Annotated in this window: 17 protein-coding genes; 13 read left to right on the top strand and 4 right to left on the bottom strand. The window is 32.3% G+C overall.

Translation table 11 applies throughout. The features are described 5' to 3' along the window. Positions 1–304: 304 nt before the first annotated feature. The gene (gene lexA, locus ACXQH5_RS01320; protein WP_001208755.1) at positions 305–928 is read right to left on the bottom strand and encodes a transcriptional repressor LexA; all 624 of its coding nucleotides are present in this window, start codon (positions 926–928) and stop codon (positions 305–307) included. 142 nt (positions 929–1,070) lie between these two features. Here lexA and sosA point away from each other — a divergent pair, with 142 nt between their 5' ends. The 8 genes from sosA (at position 1,071) to sbcC (ending at position 9,233) form a co-directional block, all read left to right on the top strand. After that, positions 1,071–1,304: a DNA damage-induced cell division inhibitor SosA gene (gene sosA, locus ACXQH5_RS01315; protein ID WP_000499659.1), complete on the top strand. Its 234-nt coding sequence runs from the start codon at positions 1,071–1,073 to the stop codon at positions 1,302–1,304. Between the two features lie 135 nt (positions 1,305–1,439). Beyond that, the gene (locus ACXQH5_RS01310; protein ID WP_000071351.1) at positions 1,440–1,679 is read left to right on the top strand and encodes a DUF896 domain-containing protein; all 240 of its coding nucleotides are present in this window, start codon (positions 1,440–1,442) and stop codon (positions 1,677–1,679) included. Between the two features lie 120 nt (positions 1,680–1,799). Next, positions 1,800–3,788, top strand: coding sequence for a transketolase (gene tkt / locus ACXQH5_RS01305; RefSeq protein ID WP_000481447.1), 1,989 nt, complete (start codon positions 1,800–1,802; stop codon positions 3,786–3,788). Positions 3,789–4,065: 277 nt separating this feature from the next. Further along, entirely contained in the window at positions 4,066–4,308 is a 243-nt protein-coding gene (locus ACXQH5_RS01300) for a YneF family protein (RefSeq protein WP_000246909.1), read from the top strand. Continuing rightward, positions 4,295–4,393: a hypothetical protein gene (locus ACXQH5_RS01295; RefSeq protein ID WP_031845100.1), complete on the top strand. Its 99-nt coding sequence runs from the start codon at positions 4,295–4,297 to the stop codon at positions 4,391–4,393. The genes ACXQH5_RS01300 and ACXQH5_RS01295 overlap by 14 nt, the downstream gene beginning before the upstream one ends. A 93-nt stretch (positions 4,394–4,486) precedes the next feature. Continuing rightward, complete coding sequence (locus tag ACXQH5_RS01290; protein ID WP_000966175.1) at positions 4,487–4,954, top strand: CcdC family protein; 468 nt, start codon at positions 4,487–4,489, stop codon at positions 4,952–4,954. 124 nt (positions 4,955–5,078) lie between these two features. Then, the gene (gene sbcD, locus ACXQH5_RS01285; RefSeq protein ID WP_000691293.1) at positions 5,079–6,200 is read left to right on the top strand and encodes an exonuclease subunit SbcD; all 1,122 of its coding nucleotides are present in this window, start codon (positions 5,079–5,081) and stop codon (positions 6,198–6,200) included. Between the two features lie 3 nt (positions 6,201–6,203). Then, positions 6,204–9,233 carry an exonuclease subunit SbcC gene (gene sbcC / locus ACXQH5_RS01280; protein ID WP_000803151.1) on the top strand — a complete coding sequence of 1,010 codons (3,030 nt, stop codon included), beginning with the start codon at positions 6,204–6,206 and terminating at the stop codon, positions 9,231–9,233. Between the two features lie 70 nt (positions 9,234–9,303). Here the strand turns inward: sbcC and mscL are convergent, their stop codons facing one another. Then, positions 9,304–9,666 (bottom strand): large conductance mechanosensitive channel protein MscL, encoded by a 363-nt coding sequence (gene mscL / locus ACXQH5_RS01275; RefSeq protein ID WP_000910489.1) that lies wholly within the window; start codon positions 9,664–9,666, stop codon positions 9,304–9,306. A 203-nt stretch (positions 9,667–9,869) separates the two neighbouring features. Here mscL and ACXQH5_RS01270 point away from each other — a divergent pair, with 203 nt between their 5' ends. The 3 genes from ACXQH5_RS01270 to menI all read left to right on the top strand — a co-directional run bounded on the left by ACXQH5_RS01270 (position 9,870) and on the right by menI (position 15,599). Beyond that, positions 9,870–11,516: a BCCT family transporter gene (locus ACXQH5_RS01270; protein WP_001088980.1), complete on the top strand. Its 1,647-nt coding sequence runs from the start codon at positions 9,870–9,872 to the stop codon at positions 11,514–11,516. 731 nt (positions 11,517–12,247) lie between these two features. Further along, the gene (gene acnA / locus ACXQH5_RS01265) at positions 12,248–14,953 is read left to right on the top strand and encodes an aconitate hydratase AcnA (RefSeq protein ID WP_000729745.1); all 2,706 of its coding nucleotides are present in this window, start codon (positions 12,248–12,250) and stop codon (positions 14,951–14,953) included. Between the two features lie 178 nt (positions 14,954–15,131). Further along, on the top strand, positions 15,132–15,599 hold the full coding sequence (menI, locus tag ACXQH5_RS01260) for a 1,4-dihydroxy-2-naphthoyl-CoA hydrolase MenI (protein ID WP_000640488.1): 468 nt from the start codon (positions 15,132–15,134) through the stop codon (positions 15,597–15,599). Positions 15,600–15,805: 206 nt separating this feature from the next. Here menI and ACXQH5_RS01255 read toward each other — a convergent pair whose 3' ends face one another. Continuing rightward, complete coding sequence (locus tag ACXQH5_RS01255) at positions 15,806–16,102, bottom strand: HesB/YadR/YfhF family protein (RefSeq protein ID WP_001165377.1); 297 nt, start codon at positions 16,100–16,102, stop codon at positions 15,806–15,808. Between the two features lie 377 nt (positions 16,103–16,479). Next, positions 16,480–17,088 carry a glycerol-3-phosphate 1-O-acyltransferase PlsY gene (gene plsY / locus ACXQH5_RS01250; protein WP_000972779.1) on the bottom strand — a complete coding sequence of 203 codons (609 nt, stop codon included), beginning with the start codon at positions 17,086–17,088 and terminating at the stop codon, positions 16,480–16,482. Between the two features lie 205 nt (positions 17,089–17,293). On the opposite strand from plsY, the gene parE reads away from it, so the two are divergent. Beyond that, positions 17,294–19,285: a DNA topoisomerase IV subunit B gene (gene parE / locus ACXQH5_RS01245; protein WP_458066456.1), complete on the top strand. Its 1,992-nt coding sequence runs from the start codon at positions 17,294–17,296 to the stop codon at positions 19,283–19,285. Next, complete coding sequence (gene parC / locus ACXQH5_RS01240; protein WP_001289574.1) at positions 19,285–21,687, top strand: DNA topoisomerase IV subunit A; 2,403 nt, start codon at positions 19,285–19,287, stop codon at positions 21,685–21,687. Before parE ends, parC begins: the two co-directional genes overlap by 1 nt. The last annotated feature ends 192 nt before the right edge of the window (positions 21,688–21,879 follow it).

Raw genomic sequence — 21,879 nt, 5'->3', positions numbered from 1 at the left:
AAAGATGCGGATATACTTGAACGCGTCAAAGATATACTTAATAAAAAAGAAAGAAAAAAATAATAATGGCTCGCTCCTGTAAATTATTACGGGGGCGAGTTTTAATTTGTGTAACATTTTGCAGGAATCTGTAATTCAAAATTTATATTAAAGAATGAGATTATCTAACAATTCGCAATTTCTGTTTGAACTGAATTTAGATTAGAATAAATAAAACCTCTTGAAAACGAAACTTTTTCAAGAGGTCCAAAATTTATAAAAATGAGGGTTTAACAATTACGATAATATATAACGGTTTAAAATATTACATTTCGCGGTACAAACCAATTACTTTCCCAATTACAGCAACATTGTCGAGGTAAATTGGCTCCATTGTACTATTTTCAGGTTGTAATCGATAACGATTTTTTTCTTTATAGAAGCGTTTGACAGTTGCTTCATCTTCCTCAGTCATAGCAACAATAATGTCTCCATTTTCTGCTATGGTTTGACTGCGAACAATTACTTTGTCTCCGTCTAATATACCAGCCTCAATCATACTGTCGCCTACGACGTTTAATATGAATATGTCGCTATTATGTGTCGATGTTAAGTGTTCAGGTAATGGAAAATACTCTTCAATATTTTCTACTGCGGTAATAGGAACACCTGCTGTGACTTTACCAATAACTGGCACATGAATCGTTTCTTCCATATTAATATTATCATTTGTTTGATCACTTACAATTTCTATAGCACGTGGTTTCGTTGGATCTCTTCTTATATAGCCTTTTTCTTCAAGACGTGAAAGGTGACCATGAACAGTTGAACTGGATGCTAAGCCAACTGCTTCACCAATTTCGCGAACACTAGGCGGATAACCTTTCATTTGAACAACTTGTTTAATATAGTTATATATTTCGCTTTGTCGTTTTGTTAATTCTCTCATATATAGGCACTCCCTAAATTAATTTAAATACAGTATATCATTAATTCACAATCAAAACAAACATTTGTTCGTTAAAATATTGACACAGAACATAAGTTCTGATAAATTACTTGTACAAACAAATGTTCTAGGAGTGAAAATGATGTTTTACAATAAATATAAAAACGTATCAACATATATCATCATATTTTTAGTTTCAAGTGTAGCCTTTGCAATATTCTTGTTAAGTGCGAACGTTAGTGCTCACTCGGAACAAGTGTACGAAATGACTGACCATCAAATTAAGAACAATACGATAAATAAAACATACGAACATAAAGACCCTACAAACAATAGCGAACAAAGAGATGGGAAAGTGTTCGCTTTAATAAATTGATACATTGTCACAACGTTATTTTGCCTATTTTTGCGAAATAGCGTTTTTTATTACTTTTTTGCTGATCTTAAATTTGTTATATTTTGTTAAAGTATTATAATGATTGAATAAACAAATTGAAGGTAGGTTTTTTAATTGAGTAATTCTGATTTGAATATCGAAAGAATTAACGAGTTAGCTAAAAAGAAAAAAGAAGTAGGATTAACTCAAGAAGAAGCAAAGGAGCAAACAGCCTTAAGAAAAGCTTATCTTGAGAGTTTTAGAAAAGGGTTTAAACAACAAATTGAAAATACTAAAGTAATTGATCCAGAAGGTAATGATGTAACACCTGAAAAAATTAAAGAGATACAACAAAAAAGAGATAATAAAAATTAAATCACAAATCTGTAAAGAATTTTCTGACATTATAACTTGAAATAAGTATTTTACTTATCTTTTTATTTTAAAATAAGTTATAATGTATTTGATAAAATTGAAGAAGGGAAGATACACAAGATGTTTAATGAAAAAGATCAATTAGCTGTTGATACGCTACGTGCACTAAGTATCGACACAATCGAAAAAGCGAATTCTGGTCATCCAGGATTACCTATGGGAGCTGCCCCAATGGCTTACACTTTGTGGACACGTCATCTGAATTTTAATCCACAATCTAAAGATTACTTCAATAGAGACCGTTTCGTATTATCGGCAGGGCATGGTTCAGCATTATTGTATAGCTTGTTACATGTTTCTGGTAGTTTAGAATTAGAAGAATTAAAGCAATTTAGACAATGGGGTTCTAAAACACCAGGTCATCCTGAATACAGACATACTGATGGTGTAGAAGTTACTACTGGACCACTTGGACAAGGTTTTGCTATGTCAGTAGGATTAGCTTTAGCAGAAGATCACCTAGCAGGGAAATTTAATAAAGAAGGATATAATGTTGTAGATCATTACACATATGTATTAGCTTCTGACGGTGATTTAATGGAAGGTATTTCGCATGAAGCAGCTTCATTTGCTGGACATAATAAATTAAGTAAATTAGTTGTTTTATACGATTCAAATGATATTTCATTAGATGGCGAATTAAACAAAGCTTTTTCTGAAAACACAAAAGCTCGTTTTGAAGCATATGGTTGGAATTACTTACTAGTTAAAGATGGTAATGATTTAGAAGAAATTGATAATGCGATTACTACTGCTAAATCTCAAGAAGGACCAACGATTATTGAAGTTAAAACAACAATCGGATTTGGTTCACCGAATAAAGCAGGAACTAATGGTGTTCATGGGGCACCTTTAGGTGAAGATGAAAGAAAATTAACATTCGAAAATTATGGTTTAGATCCTGAAAAACGTTTTAATGTTTCAGAAGAAGTATACGAAATTTTCCAAAATACTATGTTAAAACGTGCTAATGAAGATGAATCTCAATGGAATTCATTATTAGAAAAATATGCAGAAACATATCCTGAATTAGCAGAAGAATTTAAATTAGCGATTAGTGGTAAATTGCCTAAAAATTATAAGGATGAATTACCACGTTTTGAACTTGGTCATAATGGTGCATCTCGTGCTGATTCTGGTACTGTTATTCAAGCAATCAGTAAAACTGTCCCTTCATTCTTTGGTGGATCAGCAGACCTTGCTGGTTCAAACAAATCCAATGTAAATGATGCAACTGATTATAGTTCTGAAACACCTGAAGGTAAAAATGTGTGGTTTGGTGTACGTGAATTTGCTATGGGTGCTGCTGTAAATGGTATGGCTGCACATGGAGGTTTACATCCATATGGTGCAACATTCTTCGTATTTAGTGATTATTTAAAACCAGCGTTACGCTTATCATCAATTATGGGATTAAATGCTACGTTCATCTTCACACATGATTCAATTGCAGTAGGTGAAGATGGTCCTACTCATGAACCAATTGAACAATTAGCTGGACTAAGAGCCATTCCAAATATGAATGTTATCCGTCCTGCTGATGGTAATGAAACAAGAGTAGCATGGGAAGTTGCCTTAGAATCTGAATCTACACCTACTTCATTAGTATTGACACGTCAAAACTTACCGGTTTTAGATGTACCAGAAGATGTAGTTGAAGAAGGCGTTCGAAAAGGTGCCTATACAGTTTATGGCTCTGAAGAGACACCAGAATTCCTATTATTAGCTTCAGGTTCAGAAGTTAATCTTGCAGTTGAAGCTGCTAAAGATCTTGAAAAACAAGGTAAATCAGTGCGTGTTGTTTCAATGCCTAACTGGAATGCATTTGAACAACAATCTGAAGAATATAAAGAATCAGTTATTCCATCAAGCGTAACAAAACGTGTTGCGATTGAAATGGCTTCACCGCTAGGATGGCATAAATATGTAGGTACTGCAGGTAAAGTTATTGCTATTGACGGCTTTGGCGCAAGTGCACCTGGCGATCTAGTAGTTGAAAAATATGGCTTTACAAAAGAAAATATCTTAAACCAAGTTATGAGCTTATAAGAATAATTTATAAAGCGAGTATGTTTAGAAGTCTAGGATGCATAATCTTAGGCTTTTTTTAAAGTGTTGAAATTTAGAGTATAGCACTCAAACTACATCATAAGTGATAACTTTTGAAAATATACTATTTCAGATTAATCTTTAAAACCTCTGTTATAACAGCATGATTTTTGATATTATTTTTAGTATCGATATTAAAATACTTGAATAAACTAGTTCTTGAAATAATGTGATGAATTTAGTAAAATTCAGTAGGATAAAGAAAGCGGGTGAAACAATGGCAACTTGGTTAGCAATTATTTTTATAGTAGCTGCATTAATTTTAGGTTTAATTGGAGGTTTCCTTTTAGCTAGAAAATATATGATGGACTACTTGAAGAAAAACCCACCAATCAACGAAGAAATGCTTCGTATGATGATGATGCAAATGGGTCAAAAACCTTCTCAGAAGAAAATTAATCAAATGATGACGATGATGAATAAAAATATGGATCAAAATATGAAGAGTGCGAAAAAGTAAATTCGCAATTGATAGAGGCTATTTTCCAGATATGGAAATGGCCTCTTTTTATAATCAAATTTATAAGAATAAATATGTTTATTAAAATTAAAGTTAACAAAATGACGAATAGACTGAGAAATGCTATAATTCATTTTGTATGATTTACAGAGAGTTTATTTAACGAGAAGGTGTCTGCGTGCTCTATTTATTATTTTCAATCATTGTAGCTTTATTTATGGGAACTATAGTTATAGTTATTCGTATGAAAGCTCAAAATTATCCGGTAAATGAGAAAAAAATAGTTTTGCCACCGTTTTTTATGGCGACTGGTGCATTGATGTACGTCGTTCCATATTTTAGGCTAACTGGATCGGAAATGCTAGAAGCCTTTATAATTGGTTTGCTTTTTTCTACAGTTCTAATTTGGACTTCTCGATTTGAAGTCAAAGGTACAGAAATTTATATGAAACGATCTAAAGCATTTCCAGTTATTTTGATTTCATTACTTATCATTCGTACTGTGATGAAAATATTCATTAGTAATGAAATAGATCCTGGAGAATTAGGCGGCATGTTCTTTTTATTAGCATTCTGTATGATTGTTCCTTGGAGAGCAGCAATGCTATATAAATACAAAAAACTAAAGAAAACATTAATCAATTAATTACTTTTAAAACCACTTGTGATCGACTTTTAAATCAGTCAATGAGTGGTTTTAATTTTACTTGAAAAGGTGAAATGTTTATATTAAAATAAAAAGCGAACAAATGTTCTATATGGAGGCAGTAATGAAAATTATACATACAGCAGACTGGCACTTAGGGAAAATATTAAATGGCAAACAGCTTTTAGAAGATCAAGCGTATATTTTAGATATGTTCGTAGAAAAAATGAAAGAAGAAGAACCTGATATCATTGTGATAGCTGGAGATTTATATGACACAACATATCCAAGTAAAGATGCAATCATGTTATTAGAACAAGCGATTGGAAAGCTAAATTTAGAACTGCGTATACCAATAATTATGATTAGCGGAAATCACGATGGTAAAGAGAGATTAAACTATGGGGCGAGTTGGTTTGAACATAATCAGTTATTTATAAGAACAGATTTTACATCGATTAATTCGCCAATAGAGATAAATGGGGTTAATTTTTATACACTCCCTTATGCTACTGTGAGCGAAATGAAACACTATTTTGAAGATGACACCATTGAAACGCATCAACAGGGAATTACGCGCTGTATTGAAACAATAGCACCGGCAATTGATGAAGATGCCGTCAATATTTTAATTAGTCATCTGACTGTTCAAGGTGGAAAGACATCTGATTCTGAAAGACCATTAACTATTGGAACGGTTGAGTCAGTTCAGAAAGGTGTTTTTGATATATTTGATTATGTCATGCTAGGTCACTTGCATCATCCATTTAGTATAGAAGACGACAAAATTAAATATAGTGGCTCCTTATTGCAGTATTCATTTTCGGAAGCGGGTCAAGCTAAAGGGTATAGACGTGTAACAATTAACGATGGCATTATTAACGATGTATTTATTCCTCTTAAGCCGCTTAGACAATTGGAAATTATCTCGGGCGAATATAATGATGTTATTAATGAAAAAGTTCATGTGAAAAATAAAGATAATTATTTACATTTTAAACTTAAAAATATGTCCCATATTACTGATCCAATGATGAGTTTAAAACAAATTTATCCTAATACTTTAGCGCTGACGAATGAAACTTTTAATTACAATGAAGAAAATAACGCTATAGAAATAAGAGAAAAAGATGACATGTCAATCATCGAAATGTTTTATAAACATATAACTGATAAAGAATTATCGGATATCCAATCTAAAAAGATAAAAAATATTTTAGAAAACGGATTGAGAAAGGAGGATTAATGAATGAAACCATTACATTTAAAGTTGAATAATTTCGGACCCTTTTTAAAAGAAGAAATTGATTTTTCTAAAATTGATAATAATGAATTGTTTTTAATAAGTGGTAAGACTGGATCGGGTAAAACAATGATTTTTGATGCAATGACTTATGCCTTGTTTGGTAAAGCATCAACTGAACAAAGAGAAGAAAATGATTTGAGAAGTCATTTCGCTGATGGTAAACAGCCGATGTCAGTAACGTTTGAATTTCAATTAAATCATCGAATTTATAAAGTGCATAGACAAGGCCCTTATATCAAAGAAGGTAATACAACAAAAACGAACGCTAAATTTGATGTATTTGAGATGGTGGATGGCAAGTATGAAATTAGAGAAAGTAAAGTAATTTCAGGTACCCAATTCATTATTGAATTATTAGGAGTAAATGCAGATCAATTCCGACAATTGTTTATTTTGCCTCAAGGTGAATTCAAACGCTTTTTAATATCAAACAGTCGTGAAAAGCAAGGGATATTAAGAACACTGTTTGACAGTGAAAAATTTGAAGCTATACGAGAAATATTAAAAGAAGAAGTAAAAAAAGAAAAAGCTCAAATCGAGAATAGATATCAACAAATTGACCTTTTATGGCAAGAAATTGAATCATTTGATGATGACAAAATAAAAGGCTTATTAGAGGTTGCCACTCAACAGATAGACAAAGTGATTGAAAATATACCACTTTTACAAGCTAGGTCGAAAGAAATACTAGCATTTGTGAATGAAAGTAAAGAAACTGCTATTAAAGAATATGAAATAATAGAAAAGAAAACACTAGAAAATAATATATTAAAAGATAATATTAATCAACTCAACAAAAATAAAATTGATTTCGTTCAATTGAAAGAGCAACAACCTGAAATAGAGGAAATTGAAGCTAAGTTAAAGTTGTTACAAGATATTACAAACCTATTGAATTATATTGAAAATAGAGAAAAAATTGAAAGCAAAATTGCTAATAGCAAAAAAGATATTTCTAAAACCAATAATAAAATATTGAATCTTGATTGTGATAAACGAAACATAGACAAAGAGAAAAAAATGTTAGAAGAAAACGGAGATTTAATTGAAAGTAAAATCTCTTTTATTGATAAAACTAGAGTATTATTTAACGATATTTATAAGTATCAACAAAGTTATCTCAATATTGAACGCTTGAGAACTGAGGGTGAACAATTAGGTGATGAATTAAATAATCTAATCAAAGGTTTAGAAAAGGTCGAAAATTCAATAGGTAATAATGAAAGTGATTACGAGAAAATTATCGAACTAAATAATGCGATAACTAACATAAATAATGAAATTAATGTAATTAAAGAAAATGAAAAAGCTAAAGCTGAATTAGATAAACTATTAGGTAGTAAGCAAGAGTTAGAGAATCAAATTAATGAAGAAAAAACTATATTGAAGAATCTCGAAATAAAATTAGAACGCTACGATAAATCAAAATTGGACTTAAATGATAAAGAAAGCTTTATAAGTGAAATTAAATCTGCTGTAAAGATTGGAGATCAATGTCCGATATGTGGTAATGAAATTCAGGATTTAGGGCATCATATTGATTTTGACAGTATTGCTAAACGTCAAAATGAAATTAAAGAAATTGAAGCAAATATCCACACTATGAAATCGAATATTGCTGTGCATAATTCTGAAATTAAATTTGTTAATGAAAAAATATCGAATATTAATATTAAAACGCAAAGTGATCTTTCACTCGAAGTATTGAATAAGCGTCTGCTAGAAAATGAAAATGCATTGAATAATCAAAGAGATCTTAATAAATTTATAGAACAAATGAAAGAAGAAAAAGATAATCTAACGTTGCAAATTCATAATAAACAATTGCGTCTAAATAAAAATGAATCTGAGTTGAAATTATGTCGAGATCTCATCACTGAATTTGAAACACTCTCAAAATATAATAATATCACTAATTTTGAAGTGGATTATAAGAAGTATGTTCAAGATGTGAATCAACATCAAGAACACTCAAAGGAGATTGAAGATAAGTTAATACAATTGTCTCAAAGAAAGTTAATTGAGCAAAATAATCTAAATCACTATGAAAATCAACTAGAAACTTACAATAATGACTTAGAATTGAATGAACAGTCTATTGAAATGGAAATGTCGAGGCTGAATTTAACTGATGACAATGATATAAATGAAATAATAGCCTGGAGGGGCGAGCAAGAGGAATTAGAGCAGAAAAGGGATACTTATAAAAAATGTTATCATGAATTTGAAATGGAAATAGCTAGGTTAGAATCATTAACCAAGGATAAAGAGTTATTGGACTCTGATAAATTAATAGATGAATATGAACTGAAAAAAGGAAAGATGAATACACTGATAGATGAATACTCTGCTGTTCATTATCAATGTCAAAATAATATTAAAAAAACACAATCTATAGTTTCGCATATTAATTACTTAAATCAAGAATTAAAGAATCAACAAGAAATATTTCAATTGGCTGAGATTGTCAGTGGTAAGAACAACAAAAATCTTACATTGGAAAACTTTGTCTTAATTTACTATTTAGATCAAATTATTGCTCAAGCAAATCTGAGATTAGCAACAATGTCAGATAATCGATACCAACTAATTAGGCGAGAAGCGGTTTCTCATGGTCTTAGTGGCCTAGAAATTGATGTATTTGATTTGCATTCAAATAAGTCTAGACATATTAGCTCGTTATCAGGTGGAGAAACTTTCCAATCGTCGCTTGCATTAGCTTTAGGGTTAAGCGAAATTGTACAGCAGCAATCAGGAGGTATTTCACTAGAATCAATATTTATTGATGAAGGATTCGGTACATTAGATCAAGAAACACTTGAAACAGCGTTAGACACTTTGTTAAATCTTAAATCAACTGGTAGAATGGTTGGGATTATTTCACATGTGAGCGAATTGAAAAATAGAATACCTTTAGTTTTAGAAGTGAAATCAGATCAATATCAGAGTTCAACAAGATTCAAAAGAAATTAAAACATAAAAAATAGAGATGGTACTTTGGAATGTATAGAACAACCTTAGCCCATCTCTTTTTATTTAAAAATTATTTTTTCTCACGTAATAAATCTCTGATTTCAGTTAATAACACAACATTTTCTTCCACAACTGCTTCTTCTTCGGCTTCTTCTTTCTTCATTAATGTATTTGCAATCTTAACAAAGATGAATAAAGCAAACGCGATGATAATAAAGTCGATAACAGATTGGATAAATAAACCGTATTTAATACCCCAGAATGACCATTCTTTAGCAAAATCAACTGATCCGAAAATTTTACCAATTAATGGCATGATGATATTTTCTACTAATGAAGATATAATCTTGTTGAAAGCTGCACCCATCACAACAGCAATTGCTAAATCTAAGACGTTACCTTTTAAGGCGAACTCTTTGAATTCTTTTAACATTACACTCAACCTCTCTTTTTTAAATGTAACCTCAATTATACAACAAATAAAAAAATTAGAAAATAGATTATTCAAGAAAATTTGATTATCGCAAAGACCTTTGTTATCCTATAAAGGTGCGTGAGTTATTGAATAAAATGTTTAGATAATATTTTTATTCTACTACATAAAATTAAATATAGAATTGAAGGGAGTAATTAATTATGAATTCTTCTTCACCAGAGAATCCAAATGGAAAGAAGTATTCACCAGTCTTCATCTATAGTGCAATTGTTGTTGCTATAGTCGTATTACTTGGTGCATTTTTACCTGAACAATTCAACTATGTTACCAATAATATTAAAATGTGGATTACAGAAAAGTTAGGTTGGTATTATCTTATTCTTACTACGATTATCGTGTTCTTCTGTATATTCCTTATTTTTAGTCCTATTGGAAAACTTAAACTAGGTAAACCAAATGACAAACCTGAGTTTAATACAATTTCATGGTTTGCTATGTTGTTTAGTGCTGGTATGGGGATAGGTTTGGTGTTTTATGGTGCAGCTGAACCGATGGCGCACTTTGCTACGCCACCTACAGCAGATCCCAAAACTACTGAAGCTTATACTGAAGCTCTACGTTCAACATTTTTCCATTGGGGATTCCATGCTTGGGCTGTTTATGGTGTTGTTGCGTTAGCGTTGGCATATTCGCAATTCCGTAAAGGTGAACCAGGTTTATTATCTAGAACTTTACGTCCTCTTTTAGGTGATAAAGTGGAAGGACCTATTGGGATTTTTATTGACGTTTTATCTGTATTTGCGACAATCGTTGGGGTAGCCGTTTCGTTAGGTATGGGTGCTCTACAAATTAATGGTGGTTTACATTACTTGTTCAATGTTCCAAACAATACGTTTGTACAAGCGATTATCATCATTGTTGTTACTATCTTATTTATAGCAAGTGCATGGTCTGGATTAAGTAAAGGTATTCAATACTTAAGTAACTTGAACATTGGTTTAGGTACTATTTTAATGGTAGCTGCTTTAATTGTTGGACCAACTGTTCTTATTTTAAATATGTTAACTAGCTCTACGGGTAGTTTACTAAACACATTCTTGTTTAATAGTTTTGATACAGCTGCTTTAAATCCTCAAAAACGTGAATGGATGTCTTCATGGACACTTTATTACTGGGGTTGGTGGTTAAGTTGGAGCCCATTCGTTGGAGTGTTTATTGCACGAGTTTCAAAAGGACGTTCAATTAGAGAGTTCATTTCTGGTGTCTTGCTAGTTCCAGCAATTGTTAGTTTTGTATGGTTTAGTGTCTTTGGTGTATTAGGCATCGAGACAGGTAAGAAACACAAAGAAATTTTTGATATGACTCCTGAAACACAGCTATTTGGAGTGTTTAATCATGTGCCATTTGGTATTGTTTTATCGTTGATTGCATTATTATTAATTGCATCATTCTTTATTACATCTGCTGACTCAGCAACATTTGTATTAGGAATGCAAACAACATTTGGTTCATTAAATCCATCTAGTATGGTAAAAGTTGTTTGGGGAATTTCACAGGCCTTAATAGCATTTGTACTTTTATTAGCTGGTGGCGGTAACGGCGCTGAAGCTTTAAATGCGATTCAAAGTGCTGCAATTATTAGTGCATTCCCATTCTCCTTTGTCGTCATACTCATGATGGTAAGTTTCTACAAGGATGCGAACCAGGAACGTAAATTCCTAGGTTTAACATTGACTCCGAATAAACGCCGCTTACAAGAATATATCAAGAGTCAACAAGAAGATTATGAATCTGACATTCTTGAAAAGCGTCAGTCACGTAGAAATATAGAGAAAAAAGATAACTAATAAAATTTAGTTAAGTATTTTAATAACAAGTAGTATGTCATTCTAGTAGCTAGAACAGATATACTACTTGTTTGTTTTTGTGGAAAATTGAGTATATTCAAAAGGATAAGAACGAGAATTTCGTTATTAAACTACGAATTCTCGATTTTTTTATATTTTAAGATAGGTTTATTTCTCACAACTTAATAGAAAGGGGTTTGACAAAGCTAAAGTGAGGTACGACGGTATAAACAAAAATTAACTATACTTTTATAGAAAATTAACTCAGGCTGGGACATAAATCAATATTCTATGCTCTACGAAGTTATATTGGCAGTAGTTGACTGAACGAAAATGCGCTTGTAACAAGCTTTTTTCAATTCTAGTCAACCTTGCCGGGCTGGGACGACGAAATAAAATTTGCGAAAATATCATTTCTGTCCCACTCCCATCAAAAGAATGACATTGAAAAGAAATATTAAAGTTTGGCACCATAATTTTCTTTCTGCTCAATGAAATAATACGTTTAAATATTGAATTAAATCATTCGCGAAATTGATAATTATTCTCAATTAATAAAAAATACTTATTACACCTTACCTGAATGATAAGTTTTGCTTATATACTCTGATTAAAAAGTCAAAACCTAAATTAAGCGTTTTCTAAGCATGATGAGTTGTTTATCAATAAATATAATAATACAATTTAATTAAGGCATATAAATATAAAAATGTATCAAGGGGGATCATTAAATGGCTGCAAATTTTAAAGAGCAATCAAAAAAACATTTTGACTTGAATGGCCAAAGTTATACTTACTATGATTTAAAAGCTGTAGAAGAGCAAGGTATTACTAAAGTTTCCAATTTACCTTATTCAATTCGTGTTTTGTTAGAATCTTTACTTCGTCAAGAAGATGATTTTGTAATTACAGACGATCATATTAAAGCTTTAAGTCAGTTTGGAAAAGATGGAAATGAAGGCGAGGTACCATTTAAACCTTCTCGTGTTATTTTACAAGATTTCACAGGTGTACCAGCCGTAGTTGATTTAGCTTCTTTACGTAAAGCAATGGATGACGTTGGGGGAGATATTACTAAAATTAATCCAGAAGTACCGGTGGATTTAGTTATTGACCACTCAGTTCAAGTGGATAGCTATGCAAATCCAGAGGCTCTTGAACGTAATATGAAATTAGAATTTGAACGTAACTATGAACGTTATCAGTTTTTAAATTGGGCAACGAAAGCATTTGATAATTACAATGCAGTTCCTCCTGCAACTGGAATAGTTCACCAAGTTAACTTAGAATATTTAGCAAGTGTTGTACATGTTCGTGATGTAGATGGTGAAAAAACTGCATTTCCAGATACATTAGTTGGTACTGATTCACATACAACAATGATAAATGGTATTGGCGTACTAGGATGGGGTGTTGGTGGTATTGAAGCTGAAGCTGGAATGCTTGGACAACCTTCTTATTTCCCAATTCCAGAGGTTATTGGTGTACGACTAGTAAATTCATTACCACAAGGCGCAACAGCAACTGATTTAGCGTTAAGAGTAACTCAAGAGCTACGTAAAAAAGGTGTTGTTGGTAAATTTGTAGAGTTCTTTGGTCCAGGTGTACAACATTTACCACTAGCAGACCGTGCTACAATCGCAAACATGGCACCAGAGTATGGAGCAACTTGCGGATTCTTCCCAGTTGATGATGAATCTCTTAAATATATGAAGTTAACTGGTAGATCAGACGAACATATCGCGCTAGTAAAAGAATATTTGAAACAAAACCATATGTTCTTTGATGTTGAAAAAGAAGATCCTAATTATACAGATGTTATCGAATTGGATTTATCAACAGTTGAAGCATCGCTTTCAGGACCAAAACGTCCTCAAGATTTAATTTTCTTAAGTGATATGAAATCATCATTTGAAAATTCTGTAACAGCTCCAGCGGGCAACCAAGGACACGGTTTAGATAAAAGTGAATTTGATAAGAAAGCTGAAATTAACTTCAAAGATGGATCAAAAGCTACAATGAAAACAGGTGATATTGCAATAGCAGCAATTACATCATGTACAAATACATCTAACCCTTATGTAATGTTAGGTGCAGGTTTAGTTGCTAAAAAAGCAGTTGAAAAAGGCTTGAAAGTTCCTGAATACGTTAAAACTTCTCTAGCACCAGGTTCAAAAGTTGTTACCGGATATTTAAGAGATGCTGGCTTACAACCTTATTTAGATGATTTAGGCTTCAACTTGGTTGGTTATGGATGTACAACTTGTATCGGTAATTCAGGTCCTTTATTACCAGAAATTGAAAAAGCGATTGCTGATGAGGACCTATTAGTGACATCTGTATTATCTGGTAACCGTAACTTTGAAGGTCGTATCCATCCTCTTGTTAAAGCCAATTACCTAGCTTCACCACAGTTAGTTGTTGCTTATGCATTAGCTGGAACGGTTGATATTGATTTACAAAATGAACCTATTGGTAAAGGTAATGACGGTGAAGATGTATATTTGAAAGATATTTGGCCATCAATTAAAGAAGTTTCAGATACCGTTGATAGTGTTGTAACACCTGAATTATTTATTGAAGAATATAATAATGTATACAATAACAATGAATTATGGAATGAGATTGATGTAACTGATCAACCTCTATATGACTTTGATCCTAATTCAACATACATTCAAAATCCATCATTCTTCCAAGGATTATCTAAAGAACCGGGTACGATTGTTCCATTAAATGGTTTACGTGTTATGGGTAAATTCGGTGATTCTGTGACAACTGACCACATCTCTCCAGCAGGTGCAATTGGTAAAGATACGCCAGCTGGTAAATATTTACAAGATCATCAAGTGCCTATTCGTGAATTTAATTCATATGGTTCAAGACGTGGTAATCACGAAGTAATGGTTCGAGGTACGTTTGCTAATATACGTATTAAAAACCAATTAGCGCCAGGTACTGAAGGTGGTTTTACAACTTATTGGCCAACAAATGAAGTAATGCCTATCTTTGATGCTGCAATGAAATATAAAGAAGATGGTACAGGTTTAGTTGTATTAGCTGGTAACGATTATGGTATGGGTTCATCTCGTGACTGGGCAGCAAAAGGTACAAACTTATTAGGTGTTAAAACGGTTATTGCACAAAGTTATGAACGTATCCATCGTTCAAATTTAGTTATGATGGGTGTATTACCATTAGAGTTTAAAAAAGGTGAATCAGCTGATTCTCTTGGTCTAGATGGTACAGAAGAAATTTCTGTTAATATTGATGAAAATGTTCAACCACATGACTACGTCAGAGTTACTGCTAAGAAGCAAGATGGTGATTTGGTAGAATTTGACGCTATGGTTCGTTTTGACTCACTTGTTGAAATGGATTACTATCGTCACGGTGGAATTTTACAAATGGTTTTAAGAAATAAATTAGCGCAATAAAAATAGATATCACAGTAAAATTTTAATCGGTATTTGAGGCACTTTGATAGTGCTCAAAAATACCTCTATAAACTTTATGATTTAATAGGTCGGTTCAAAACCTTTGTGTTCTTGGCCGGCCTCTTCTTGTATTTTATGTTAGAATGAGATATAAAGTTAAACTGAAAGAAGGCTTAAAATGATATATAGTATTACAGAAATAGAAGCGCGTTATGCTGAAACTGATAAGATGGGTGTAATTTATCACGGGAATTATGCAACTTGGTTTGAAGTTGCGCGGTTGGATTATATATCGAAGTTAGGTTTTAGTTATGCTGATATGGAAAAACAAGGAATCATTTCACCTGTGACTGACCTCAATGTCAATTATAAAAAGTCTATTTTTTATCCAGAAAAAGTTAAAGTTAAAACTTGGGTTGAAAAATATTCGAGATTACGTTCAGTGTATAAATATGAGATTTTTAATGAAAAAGGTGAACTTGCAACTACAGGTTCCACAGAATTGATTTGCATTAAAGAAGATACTTTTAAGCCTATACGGTTGGATCGTTATTTCCCAGATTGGCATGAAGCCTATAGTAAAGTGCAAACGCTCAATAATGAAGGGAGAACAGTAGAGATAATGGATGGTATTGATTCTTTATAAGTTACTATAAATGTTTGGAGAGGCAATATTAACAATTAATCTATAAAAAATAGCCAATATGTTAACATTAATGTAATTAGCGTGAAGATAAGTTAATATATAGCAAAAACGAACTTGTTCATACAACATCAGATGTGTTAAACCAAAGTACAACTTGTGAGGTTCAGTACACATCAGAATGTGTAAACAAGTTCGTTTTATTTTAGTTATTTTGTGGAATAAGAAATTTCATCTTCGTGATCAACTACATTTACAATAATGTGGTCATCTTCAAAGTACCACAAATCTTTTTCCGCTACGACAACATTTAAATCGTCATATTGTTGTTCATAGCCAATATCAACATCTTCCTTTGGTTCAACTGTAAAAGCAGGACTAAATCCTTGCTTGAGTTGGAATTCGCCACCATATCTTACAAAAAACACGAGCACTTTATTATTTTCAGGTAACTCAAGTTCATTTTTAAACCAAGTTACTGCTGCATCAGTAAGTTCTATTTGCATAACAATGACCTCCTAAATTTATTACAGAATGGGAGTGGGCCCCAATTCATATTGTTTGTGGGATTTCTTTTCGAAATTCTCTGTGTTGGAGCCCACCCCAACCTGCACATTATTGTAAGCTGAATTTCCATAAGCTTCTATGTTGGGACCCCCGACCAGAATTGAAAAAACCTAGTTATAAGCGCATTTCATTCTGTCAACTACAGCTAATATAACATTGTGTAGCCTATGACATTGATCTATGTCTCGATCTCAAATGTTCTTGTAAAAAAACTAAGTATAGTTGAATTTTAAGTTAAAAAAATTGTTTTTGCAAAAATAAAATAATCCATCAACTGCAAAAAAATATGCAATGATGGACTAATGTCAAAAAATTGTTACATCCATTTTATTTTAGGTTCTTCGCCTCTAAAAATTCTTGCGATATTAGAGCGATGTCTAATTATCAATATGATTGAAACTAAGAAACTAACGACTAATAAAATATAGTCTTGAATGATAAGCGAGCCAATCACACAGCAAATTGCTGCAACGATACTTGCTAAAGAAACATATTTAAAAATCTTCAATACAATAAAGAAGATAATTGCAAGTATTAGTAAAAGTATCGGGTTGACTCCCAAGACGACACCTGCACTAGTTGCAACCGCTTTGCCACCTTGGAATTTTAAATAAACAGGATAAACGTGTCCAAGTATAGCGAATAAGCCAACAATTAAACCATTTGTAAAAAAAGTACTAATAGGGCCATCTGCGTGAACTGGTAACCATAAAGGGAAGAAAACAGTTATGAACCCTTTGAAAATATCTAGAAATGTTACCAAGAATCCTGCAGGACGACCTAATACTCTAAAGCTATTAGTAGCGCCAGTATTACCACTACCAAATTGTCTAATATCTTTTTTGAAAAATAATTTTCCAATTACGAATCCACTTGGGAAAGCGCCGATAAGATAACTTAGTAGTAACATGACGATTATCATCATAAATATTACACATCCTTTAATATCTTAGGACTATTTTATCATATTCGTTTAAATTACGGCTAAAATTTTTAAAAACAGGGATTAATATATGGAATTAAGCTATGAAAGTTAATTGATACTTGCATTTTACGCTGATTTATATAAGAATAACTATTGTATAGTTTTAAAAACGAACGTACGTTTGCAGGAGGCGAAATCATTGGCAATGAATAAACAAAATAATTATTCAGATGATTCAATACAGGTTTTAGAGGGGTTAGAAGCAGTTCGTAAAAGACCTGGTATGTATATTGGATCAACTGATAAACGGGGATTACATCATCTAGTATATGAAATTGTCGATAACTCCGTCGATGAAGTATTGAATGGTTACGGTAACGAAATAGATGTAACAATTAATAAAGATGGTAGTATTTCTATAGAAGATAATGGACGTGGTATGCCAACAGGTATACATAAATCAGGTAAACCGACAGTAGAAGTTATCTTTACTGTTTTACATGCAGGAGGTAAATTTGGACAAGGCGGCTATAAAACTTCAGGTGGTCTTCACGGCGTTGGTGCTTCAGTTGTAAATGCATTGAGTGAATGGCTTGAAGTTGAAATCCATCGAGATGGTAATATATATCATCAAAGTTTTAAAAACGGTGGTTCGCCATCTTCTGGTTTAGTGAAAAAAGGTAAAACTAAGAAAACAGGTACCAAAGTAACATTTAAACCTGATGATACAATTTTTAAAGCATCTACATCATTTAATTTTGATGTTTTAAGTGAACGACTACAAGAGTCTGCGTTCTTATTGAAAAATTTAAAAATAACGCTTAATGATTTACGCAGTGGTAAAGAGCGTCAAGAGCATTACCATTATGAAGAAGGAATCAAAGAGTTTGTTAGTTATGTCAATGAAGGAAAAGAAGTTTTGCATGACGTGGCTACATTTTCAGGTGAAGCAAATGGTATAGAGGTAGACGTAGCTTTCCAATATAATGATCAATATTCAGAAAGTATTTTAAGTTTCGTAAATAATGTACGTGCTAAAGATGGTGGTACACATGAAGTTGGTTTTAAAACAGCAATGACACGTGTATTTAATGATTATGCACGTCGTATTAATGAACTTAAAACAAAAGATAAAAACTTAGACGGTAATGATATTCGTGAAGGTTTAACAGCTGTTGTGTCTGTACGTATTCCAGAAGAATTACTACAATTTGAAGGACAAACGAAATCTAAATTGGGTACTTCTGAAGCAAGAAGTGCTGTTGATTCAGTTGTTGCAGACAAATTGCCATTCTATTTAGAAGAAAAAGGACAATTGTCTAAATCACTTGTAAAAAAAGCGATTAAAGCACAACAAGCAAGGGAAGCTGCACGTAAAGCTCGTGAAGATGCTCGTTCAGGTAAGAAAAACAAGCGTAAAGACACTTTGCTATCTGGTAAATTAACACCTGCACAAAGTAAAAACACTGATAAAAATGAATTGTATTTAGTCGAAGGTGATTCTGCGGGAGGTTCAGCAAAACTTGGACGAGACCGCAAATTCCAAGCGATATTACCATTACGTGGTAAGGTAATTAATACAGAGAAAGCACGTCTGGAAGATATTTTTAAAAATGAAGAAATTAATACAATTATCCACACAATCGGGGCAGGCGTTGGTACTGACTTTAAAATTGAAGATAGTAACTATAATCGTGTAATTATTATGACTGATGCTGATACTGATGGTGCGCATATTCAAGTGCTATTGTTAACATTCTTCTTCAAATATATGAAACCGCTTGTTCAAGCAGGTCGTGTATTTATTGCTTTACCTCCACTTTATAAATTGGAAAAAGGTAAAGGCAAAACAAAGAGAGTTGAATACGCTTGGACTGACGAAGAGCTTAATAAATTACAAAAAGAACTTGGTAAAGGCTTCACGTTACAACGTTACAAAGGTTTGGGTGAAATGAACCCTGAACAATTATGGGAAACGACGATGAACCCAGAAACACGAACTTTAATTCGTGTACAAGTTGAAGATGAAGTGCGTTCATCTAAACGTGTAACAACATTAATGGGTGACAAAGTACAACCTAGACGTGAATGGATTGAAAAGCATGTTGAGTTTGGTATGCAAGAGGACCAAAGTATTTTAGATAATTCTGAAGTACAAGTGCTTGAAAATGATCAATTTGATGAGGAGGAAATCTAGTGAGTGAAATAATTCAAGATTTATCACTTGAAGATGTTTTAGGTGATCGCTTTGGAAGATATAGTAAATATATTATTCAAGAGCGTGCATTGCCAGATGTTCGTGATGGTTTAAAACCCGTACAACGTCGTATTTTATATGCAATGTATTCAAGTGGTAATACACACGATAAAAATTTCCGTAAAAGTGCGAAAACAGTCGGTGATGTTATTGGTCAATATCATCCACATGGAGACTCCTCAGTGTACGAAGCAATGGTCCGTTTAAGTCAAGACTGGAAGTTACGACATGTCTTAATAGAAATGCATGGTAATAATGGTAGTATCGATAATGATCCGCCAGCGGCAATGCGTTACACTGAAGCTAAGTTAAGCTTACTAGCTGAAGAGTTATTACGTGATATTAATAAAGAGACAGTTTCTTTCATTCCAAACTATGATGATACGACACTCGAACCAATGGTATTGCCATCAAGATTTCCTAACTTACTAGTGAATGGTTCTACAGGTATATCTGCAGGTTACGCGACAGATATACCACCACATAATTTAGCTGAAGTGATTCAAGCAACACTTAAATATATTGATAATCCGGATATTACAGTCAATCAATTAATGAAATATATTAAAGGTCCTGATTTTCCAACTGGTGGTATTATTCAAGGTATTGATGGTATTAAAAAAGCTTATGAATCAGGTAAAGGTAGAATTATAGTTCGTTCTAAAGTTGAAGAAGAAACTTTACGCAATGGACGTAAACAGTTAATTATTACTGAAATTCCATATGAAGTGAACAAAAGTAGCTTAGTAAAACGTATCGATGAATTACGTGCTGACAAAAAAGTCGATGGTATCGTTGAAGTACGTGATGAAACTGATAGAACTGGTTTACGAATAGCAATTGAATTGAAAAAAGATGTGAACAGTGAATCAATCAAAAATTATCTTTATAAAAACTCTGATTTACAGATTTCATATAATTTCAACATGGTCGCTATTAGTGATGGTCGTCCAAAATTGATGGGTATTCGTCAAATTATAGATAGTTATTTGAATCATCAAATTGAGGTTGTTGCAAATAGAACGAAGTTTGAATTAGATAATGCTGAAAAACGTATGCACATCGTCGAAGGTTTGATTAAAGCGTTGTCAATTTTAGATAAAGTAATCGAATTGATTCGTAGCTCTAAAAACAAGCGTGACGCTAAAGAAAACCTTATCGAAGTATACGAGTTCACAGAAGAACAGGCTGAAGCAATTGTAATGTTACAGTTATATCGTTTAACAAACACTGACATAGTTGCGCTTGAAGGTGAACATAAAGAACTTGAAGCATTAATCAAACAATTACGTCATATTCTTGATAACCATGATGCATTATTGAATGTCATAAAAGAAGAATTGAATGAAATTAAAAAGAAATTCAAATCTGAACGACTGTCTTTAGTTGAAGCAGAAATTGAAGAAATTAAAATTGACAAAGAAGTTATGGTGCCTAGTGAAGAAGTTATTTTAAGTATGACACGTCATGGATATATTAAACGTACTTCTATTCGTAGCTTTAATGCTAGCGGTGTTGAAGATATTGGTTTAAAAGATGGTGACAGTTTACTTAAACATCAAGAAGTAAATACGCAAGATACCGTACTAGTATTTACAAATAAAGGTCGTTATCTATTTATACCGGTTCATAAATTAGCAGATATTCGTTGGAAAGAATTGGGGCAACATGTATCACAAATAGTTCCTATCGAAGAAGATGAAGTGGTTATTAATGTCTTTAATGAAAAGGACTTTAATACAGATGCATTTTATGTTTTTGCGACTCAAAATGGCATGATTAAGAAAAGTACAGTGCCTCTATTTAAAACAACGCGTTTTAATAAACCTTTAATTGCTACTAAAGTTAAAGAAAATGATGATTTGATTAGTGTTATGCGCTTTGAAAAAGATCAATTAATTACCATCATTACTAATAAAGGTATGTCATTAACGTATAATACAAGTGAACTATCAGATACCGGATTAAGGGCAGCTGGTGTTAAATCAATAAATCTTAAAGCTGAAGATTTCGTTGTTATGACTGAAGGTGTTTCTGAAAATGATACTATATTGATGGCCACACAACGCGGCTCGTTAAAACGTATTAGTTTTAAAATCTTACAAGTTGCTAAAAGAGCACAACGTGGAATAACTTTATTAAAAGAATTAAAGAAAAATCCACATCGTATAGTAGCTGCACATGTAGTGACAGGTGAACATAGTCAATATACATTATATTCAAAATCAAACGAAGAAGATGGTTTAATTAATGATATTCATAAATCTGAGCAATATACAAATGGCTCATTCATTGTAGATACAGATGATTTTGGTGAAGTAATAGACATGTATATTAGCTAAAAACTATATGCAATCACGAAATTAAATGATAAAATACAGTAATGTTAAATTTTGACTAAATTCAAGGGATTTATATTAAATGCTGACCAAGTACTTATCGTTAAATTAGCGATATACTTTGACCAAACTAATATAAATCTCTTGTATTGTATAAGAAATGATGACGTATCTCTATATTTACTGAAGTTTCAA

This window comes from Staphylococcus sp. SA22 (assembly GCF_054165785.1).
Note: the sequence above shows the minus strand (reverse complement) of the source record. Positions and strands in the feature narration are given on the sequence as shown.

Bases quoted from the DNA above. Each gene is read 5' to 3' on its own strand.
- lexA (WP_001208755.1), bottom strand. From the start codon at position 928: ATGAGAGAATTAACAAAACGACAAAGCGAAATATATAACTATATTAAA.
- sosA (WP_000499659.1), top strand. From the start codon at position 1,071: ATGTTTTACAATAAATATAAAAACGTATCAACATATATCATCATATTT.
- tkt (WP_000481447.1), top strand. From the start codon at position 1,800: ATGTTTAATGAAAAAGATCAATTAGCTGTTGATACGCTACGTGCACTA.
- ACXQH5_RS01300 (WP_000246909.1), top strand. From the start codon at position 4,066: ATGGCAACTTGGTTAGCAATTATTTTTATAGTAGCTGCATTAATTTTA.
- sbcD (WP_000691293.1), top strand. From the start codon at position 5,079: ATGAAAATTATACATACAGCAGACTGGCACTTAGGGAAAATATTAAAT.
- sbcC (WP_000803151.1), top strand. From the start codon at position 6,204: ATGAAACCATTACATTTAAAGTTGAATAATTTCGGACCCTTTTTAAAA.
- mscL (WP_000910489.1), bottom strand. From the start codon at position 9,666: ATGTTAAAAGAATTCAAAGAGTTCGCCTTAAAAGGTAACGTCTTAGAT.
- ACXQH5_RS01270 (WP_001088980.1), top strand. From the start codon at position 9,870: ATGAATTCTTCTTCACCAGAGAATCCAAATGGAAAGAAGTATTCACCA.
- acnA (WP_000729745.1), top strand. From the start codon at position 12,248: ATGGCTGCAAATTTTAAAGAGCAATCAAAAAAACATTTTGACTTGAAT.
- menI (WP_000640488.1), top strand. From the start codon at position 15,132: ATGATATATAGTATTACAGAAATAGAAGCGCGTTATGCTGAAACTGAT.
- ACXQH5_RS01255 (WP_001165377.1), bottom strand. From the start codon at position 16,102: ATGCAAATAGAACTTACTGATGCAGCAGTAACTTGGTTTAAAAATGAA.
- plsY (WP_000972779.1), bottom strand. From the start codon at position 17,088: ATGATGATAATCGTCATGTTACTACTAAGTTATCTTATCGGCGCTTTC.
- parE (WP_458066456.1), top strand. From the start codon at position 17,294: ATGAATAAACAAAATAATTATTCAGATGATTCAATACAGGTTTTAGAG.